Raw genomic sequence first — 6,012 nt, forward strand, 5'->3', positions numbered from 1 at the left:
GGTACCATCCTTATTCATAGATACTATCTATGCCCTTTATGACTTTAACGCAGTCATACGTTGATGTTTACATCACTCTCGAAAGGAGCCTTCCTTCATACACCCAAGAACTTGCACCACCCGTTCTCTCTCTTAAGACCTCTATGAAGTACTTATCTTTCTCAACGATTATGCACCTATTATACATAAAAAAAAGATAAGGCGCAAGCCTTATCTCTATTCTTCGATTAAAGAACCTTCTGCAAGCATTTCACCCTTGATTGGTAATAACTTGTAGATAAGTTTCATAAACACCGCATCAAATGGTAGCATGATTACTGTAGTTATAATATTGAATACTGTATGGAAGTTTGCCACCTGATGAGCTGGAGTTCCAGAGAATTCAGCAATCCATGATAATAATGGTGTGGCAGAACATATAATCAAGAAGAAGATTGTACCTACCAAGTTAAATAAAACATGGAATGTCGCAATACGCTTAGAATTTCTACATCCAGTCACTGATGCAAGAACGGCAGTAATACAAGTACCGATGTTTAATCCACATACCATGAATGCTGCTGTACTAAATGGAACTAAGCCCTTAGTTGCAAGCGCAGAAAGAATACCTACTGCTGCACCAGAAGACTGAATCAAAGCAGTAAAGGCAGCTGCAAATAATACTGCAAGTATTGGATTAGAAAGAGTTGTCATTAATTTAATAAAGACCGGTTCCTTCTGAAGTGGCACAACGGCCCCGCTCATCATATTCAGACCCATGAATAGGATACCAAATCCAGTCATGACTGAACCAATGCCTCTTACCTTACGACTCTTAAAGAATAAGCACAAGAAGACACCCACAACTGCAAAGACCGGTGCAACAACACCTACATTAATTGCAATCATCTGTGCTGTAATAGTTGTACCGATATTAGAACCCATTACAACCCAGATACATCTGTTTAATGTCATCAAGCTAGCATTCATGAAACCAATCAACATAACAGTCACTGCAGAAGAACTCTGTACAGCAGCTGTTACACCGATTCCAACAAGAACACCTTTAAATTTTGTATTTGTTAATTTTTCTAAGATAGTTTTTAAGCGGTCACCTGCAGCATCTTCTAAGGAATCACTCAAAACCTGCATTCCATATAAAAAGAGTGCCAGCCCACCTAATAAATCAAGCCAGTTAGTTATTTTCATAATCTCGTTTTCCTTCTTTTACCACTCCATTATAACGTGTCTCTACGTAAATGTCGTTAACTAAATGTTAAAATAATCTTAAGTTTATGTAAAGTACTTTACAAAAATAACTTAAATTTAATGTTTTTAACGAACTATTTACTTGATTATTCGAAGTCAGATATCGAAAAAGTAGAAGTATTCTGTCTCTCCTGAAAGCGTTTGAGTAATGTTGTGCGTCTTTGTTCGTCCTGATTGTTATGTAGGCCACGAATAAAGACGCCATGATCCCCTAAGATAAACAAAGACTGCTTAGCTCTTGTGATACCTGTATATAATAAGTTCTTCTTCATCATGATGCTATATTCTGGCAGCACTGACATAATAACAATCTTAAATTCATTACCCTGAGATTTATGAACGGACATGCAATAAGCATGCCTTAACATATTGAATTCACTGGTACGATAATTGACAAACTGACCATCAAAGTCCACTGTCAAGCTGTCATAAGGTAACCCTGTGTCTTCCTTACTTTCTATTTCTACTAGAATACCTACATCTCCATTATAGACATCATCATCTGGACGATTTCTTAATTGAAGAAGCTTATCTCCTTCCCTAAAGATCTTACCACCCACTTTGATTTCAGCTTTATCACTTGTGGGTGGATTAAAAATAGCCTGTAATGATTCATTTAAAGCATCTATACCTGCAACACCACGATACATAGGAGCAAGTACCTGTACATCGGATGCATCATAACCTTCTTCTACTGCCTTTTTCACAATAATCTGTACACAATGAGCGACATCCTTATTAGGACAGACAGTAAAATGAATATCACGATAATCATCAAAGACATGTGAATCATATTGATCGTTTCTAATATCATGGGATAATGCCACAATGCCACTGCCTTCTTCTTGACGATAAATAGTCTGTAAGCAGATATGAGGAATACCACTTAATAACATATCCTTTAAGACATTACCTGGTGATACAGATGGCAGCTGCTGGTCATCACCAATCAGCAGAATCTTATGAACATGACCACAGGCATCTAGTAATTTAGAAAATAAGAGAGTATCTACCATAGAGAACTCATCAATAACAAGGAGATCTATATCTAAAGGATGATCTGCATTCATAGAGAATGTATTAGTAGATATATCCCATTTTAATAAGCGATGAATAGTGGATGCTTCTAGTTTAGTCAATTCTGATAGTCGTTTAGCCGCACGTCCTGTAGGTGCTACTAAACCAATCTTTTCATCAGGATATAATGAACGATAAACCTTTAAAATAGCCTGTACGATGGTTGTTTTACCTGTACCTGGACCACCTGTCAAAATAAGCGCAGATTCTTCTAAGAACTTCTTAATCGCATTCTTCTGTATTTCATCATATGTAATACCCTGTGATTTTTCTGTTCTTTTAATTTTTTCATCAATTAAAGACTCTTCAATAGGATGAGCCGATTGATTCAGATAACGTTCAAACTTTTCAGCAATCATCTTCTCACTCTCATATAAATCACCTGGGTAATAACGTTCTTCTTCCTGAATTACTTTTGTACCTGTAATATCATCTAGATTCTTCTCAAATAATTCATCAGGACATTCAGGTAGCATATGTCTGAAATTATGATAAAAGGATTCATAATCACTATAGGTACTTCCTGTCTGAAAACATAAATCCATTAAAGAAGCCAGAATACCTGCTTGAATACGTTTTTCATCAAGTGGCTCTACACCGGTTTTCATCGCGAGTTCATCAACACTTTTAAAACCAATACCTTCTATATCATCAATAAGACGATAAGGATCATTCTGTAATACATCAAGTGTCTTCTCTTTATAATAATTCTGTATTAAAGTCAGATTACGCGTAGAAATTCCATTGCCCATAAAGAAAGATAATACCTGCTGATCATAATCCTGACTCGTGAGTATACCAACAATATTATTTTTAATGGTCTCACTCATATGAGGAATCCCATTTAAACACTCTGGATTCTCCTTTATAGTTGTTAGAGCTTTTTCACCTAAAGCATCTACAATTCTTTCAGCCATCTTCTTACCCACTCCCTTAAAGAGCGGTGAAGAAAGATAGCGGATAATCTCACCTCGATCATCCGCTAGAATTATCTCATAAGAAGACACCTTGAATTGTTTTCCATAACGTGGATGTGTCACATAGTTCCCTTTAATACGATAACGATCATCATTATTGACATAGGACATATTTCCTGTAATAGTGATTTCTTCATCATCTGTCTCAAAAACTGCAACTATATATTTATTTTCTGGATTATAGAAAATAACCTTACTTATAATGCCTTCATATTCTTCCATTATAGATAATCAATCTCCTTGCCGTCTTTATAGACTTTATCAATCGTACCTCCACCTAAACATACATCTCCATCATAGAAGACAGCTGCCTGACCTGGAGTGACCGCCTTGATTGGTTTCTTAAATGTAACATAAAGTGTTGTTTCATCAATAAAGTGTAAAGATACATCATTATCTTTCTGGCGATATCTAAACTTAGCCGTACAATTATATTCACCCTCTGGCTTTGTTTCAGATACCCAGTTCACATCAGTAATCAATGCGCCATGAGACAATAACCATTTATTACTATCTCCCTGAGCAATATATAAAATATTCTTATCATAATCTTTTCCCACGACAAACCAAGGCTCACCATTGCCACCAATACCTAAGCCTTTTCTCTGTCCAATTGTATAGTACATAATACCCTGATGATCACCAATAACCTTCTTAGATACAATATCCACCATCTTGCCTGATTTAGCAGGAATATAGTTCTTTAAGAATTCTCTAAAGTCTCTTTCACCAATGAAGCAGATTCCTGTAGAGTCCTTCTTATGGGCTACAGGGAGATCAAGTTCTTCCGCAATTCGTCTTACTTCAGGTTTAGTAAGTTCACCAATTGGGAACAGTGAATTATTTAACTGATTCTGATTCAATTGACATAAGAAATAAGTCTGATCCTTATTATTATCTACACCACGAAGCATCACAGATTCTTTTCCTTCAGTATGAACAACACGGGCATAATGTCCTGTTGCAATATAATCAGCATCAATAGACTTAGCATAATCTAAAAAGGCTTTAAATTTTATATGTTTATTACATAAGATATCAGGATTAGGCGTGCGTCCTTTCGCATACTCTTCTAGGAAATATGTAAAGACCTGATCCCAGTATTCTTTAATAAAGTCCACTCTACGAATCTCAAGTCCAAGATGAGTCGCAACAGCCTGCGCATCCTGGTAATCTTTTTCCTGTGGACATACATCGTCATTATTTGTAGGGTTACCTAGAATATCATTATTTAATGAACTATCCCAGTTTCTCATAAATACACAGATTACTTCATAACCTTGTTTCTTTAATAAATAAGCGGCAACGGCACTATCTACACCGCCACTTAATCCAAGTACAACTCTTTTCATGTTCTACCTCCCTTTGTCTAGTATTCTACCACACAAAAAAGGCTCTTGAAAGAGCCTCCTACTATTCTGCGTTCATTCTTGTCATTGGAAGCATTGCAGCACCGATAGCACCACAGTCTTCTAATTCTGTTTCAAGTAGTGGAATATGATTTCTCATACCTACATGAATCTTCTGATTGAATTCTTTTGTTAACTGATCTAGGAAATACTTCTTAGACTTCATAACACCGCCACCTACTACAAAGCAATGTGGATCAACTGTATGTGCGATATTTGCGAATAATGTAGCAAGTTCACTAATACATTCATCCGCAATACCCTGAGCAGTTTCATTACCTTCAGCAGCTAATCTAAATACATCACCTGCATGATGTACTAAATCCTTTCCAAGAGCTTCCTGACCCTTTCTAGTGATTGCAGTACCAGAACATTCTCCTTCTGCAGCACCTGGATTTAAAGCCCCCTGCTTATAACCATTATTCTTAACGATGATATTACCGATTTCACCAGCGTGTCCTCTACCACCAGAGACTAACTGTTTATTGACTGTGAAAGCTCCGCCAATACCTGTAGAAACTGTTACATAATAACAAGTTGGATAATTCTTACCAGCACCTAATACTGCTTCAGCAAGACCAGCTACGTTTGCATCATTATCTAAGAATACAGGTTTATTGAATTTTGTAGATAACTTTTCAGCAATTGGGTAATTTTCAAAACCAGGAAGGTTGCTTGCCATAATCATAACACCCTTTACAACATCAACTGGTCCTGGCACACCAATACCAATACCTTCTACATTTTCAATACCACCACATACTGTATAATCAATTGCTTCAATCTGACGACAGATTTTTGCAGTAACAGCATCTGGTCCTTTTTCTCTTTCAGTAGCATCCTTCACTTCGCTATATGACTTACCATTTTCATCAACAAGTAAAGTTCTTACGTTTGTACCACCTAAATCAATTCCAATATAATACTTCATATTCTATATACCTCCAAGAAACATTATATTACATATTACACTTCCACGCTATGAAAAAAGTTCTTTTTGTATCTTTTCTAACTGTTCCGGTAATTGTGAAGTAACCGTTTTACCTTTTAAGTAACTCATAGAGCCTATCGGATCCACAAAAGTTAATCGATAAGCATGGAGGAACTGATGATTGAGATGAAACTTCTTCTTTACTTCCTTATTCCATTCAAAATCTCCATATTTACTATCACCCATAACTGGATGTCCTGTCGCACTTAAATGGATACGAATCTGATGTGTACGGCCAGTGCGGGACTTTGACAGTTGCAGAGCCTCTGATTTTAAAAAACGTTGATTACAACGTTATTTTTTTGTCAAA

At 36.4% G+C, this 6,012-nt stretch carries 5 protein-coding genes and 1 other annotated feature (1 of these 6 running past the window's edge); all 5 genes read right to left on the bottom strand.

Going from position 1 to position 6,012, the window contains the following annotated elements; all coding sequences use genetic code 11:
• Positions 1 to 174 (bottom strand) — a binding site (T-box leader) (it extends 21 nt beyond the left edge of the window).
• 42 nt (positions 175 to 216) lie between these two features.
• The 5 genes from ACFOZZ_RS06140 to ACFOZZ_RS06160 all read right to left on the bottom strand — a co-directional run bounded on the left by ACFOZZ_RS06140 (position 217) and on the right by ACFOZZ_RS06160 (position 5,888).
• Positions 217 to 1,188 carry a Na/Pi cotransporter family protein gene (locus ACFOZZ_RS06140; protein ID WP_286696784.1) on the bottom strand — a complete coding sequence of 324 codons (972 nt, stop codon included), beginning with the start codon at positions 1,186 to 1,188 and terminating at the stop codon, positions 217 to 219.
• A gap of 146 nt (positions 1,189 to 1,334) precedes the next feature.
• The gene (locus ACFOZZ_RS06145; protein WP_278780605.1) at positions 1,335 to 3,524 is read right to left on the bottom strand and encodes an ATP-dependent RecD-like DNA helicase; all 2,190 of its coding nucleotides are present in this window, start codon (positions 3,522 to 3,524) and stop codon (positions 1,335 to 1,337) included.
• Positions 3,524 to 4,654: a tRNA 2-thiouridine(34) synthase MnmA gene (mnmA, locus tag ACFOZZ_RS06150; protein WP_278780604.1), complete on the bottom strand. Its 1,131-nt coding sequence runs from the start codon at positions 4,652 to 4,654 to the stop codon at positions 3,524 to 3,526. Before mnmA ends, ACFOZZ_RS06145 begins: the two co-directional genes overlap by 1 nt.
• Positions 4,655 to 4,715: 61 nt before the next feature.
• Positions 4,716 to 5,642: an ROK family protein gene (locus ACFOZZ_RS06155; RefSeq protein WP_055233637.1), complete on the bottom strand. Its 927-nt coding sequence runs from the start codon at positions 5,640 to 5,642 to the stop codon at positions 4,716 to 4,718.
• 48 nt (positions 5,643 to 5,690) lie between these two features.
• The gene (locus tag ACFOZZ_RS06160; protein WP_376814907.1) at positions 5,691 to 5,888 is read right to left on the bottom strand and encodes a hypothetical protein; all 198 of its coding nucleotides are present in this window, start codon (positions 5,886 to 5,888) and stop codon (positions 5,691 to 5,693) included.
• Positions 5,889 to 6,012 lie beyond the last annotated feature (124 nt).

Origin of the sequence: Catenibacterium sp. GCM10023432, assembly GCF_042651925.1 — a bacterium.
Lineage (GTDB): Bacteria > Bacillota_I > Bacilli_A > Erysipelotrichales > Coprobacillaceae > Catenibacterium > Catenibacterium mitsuoka.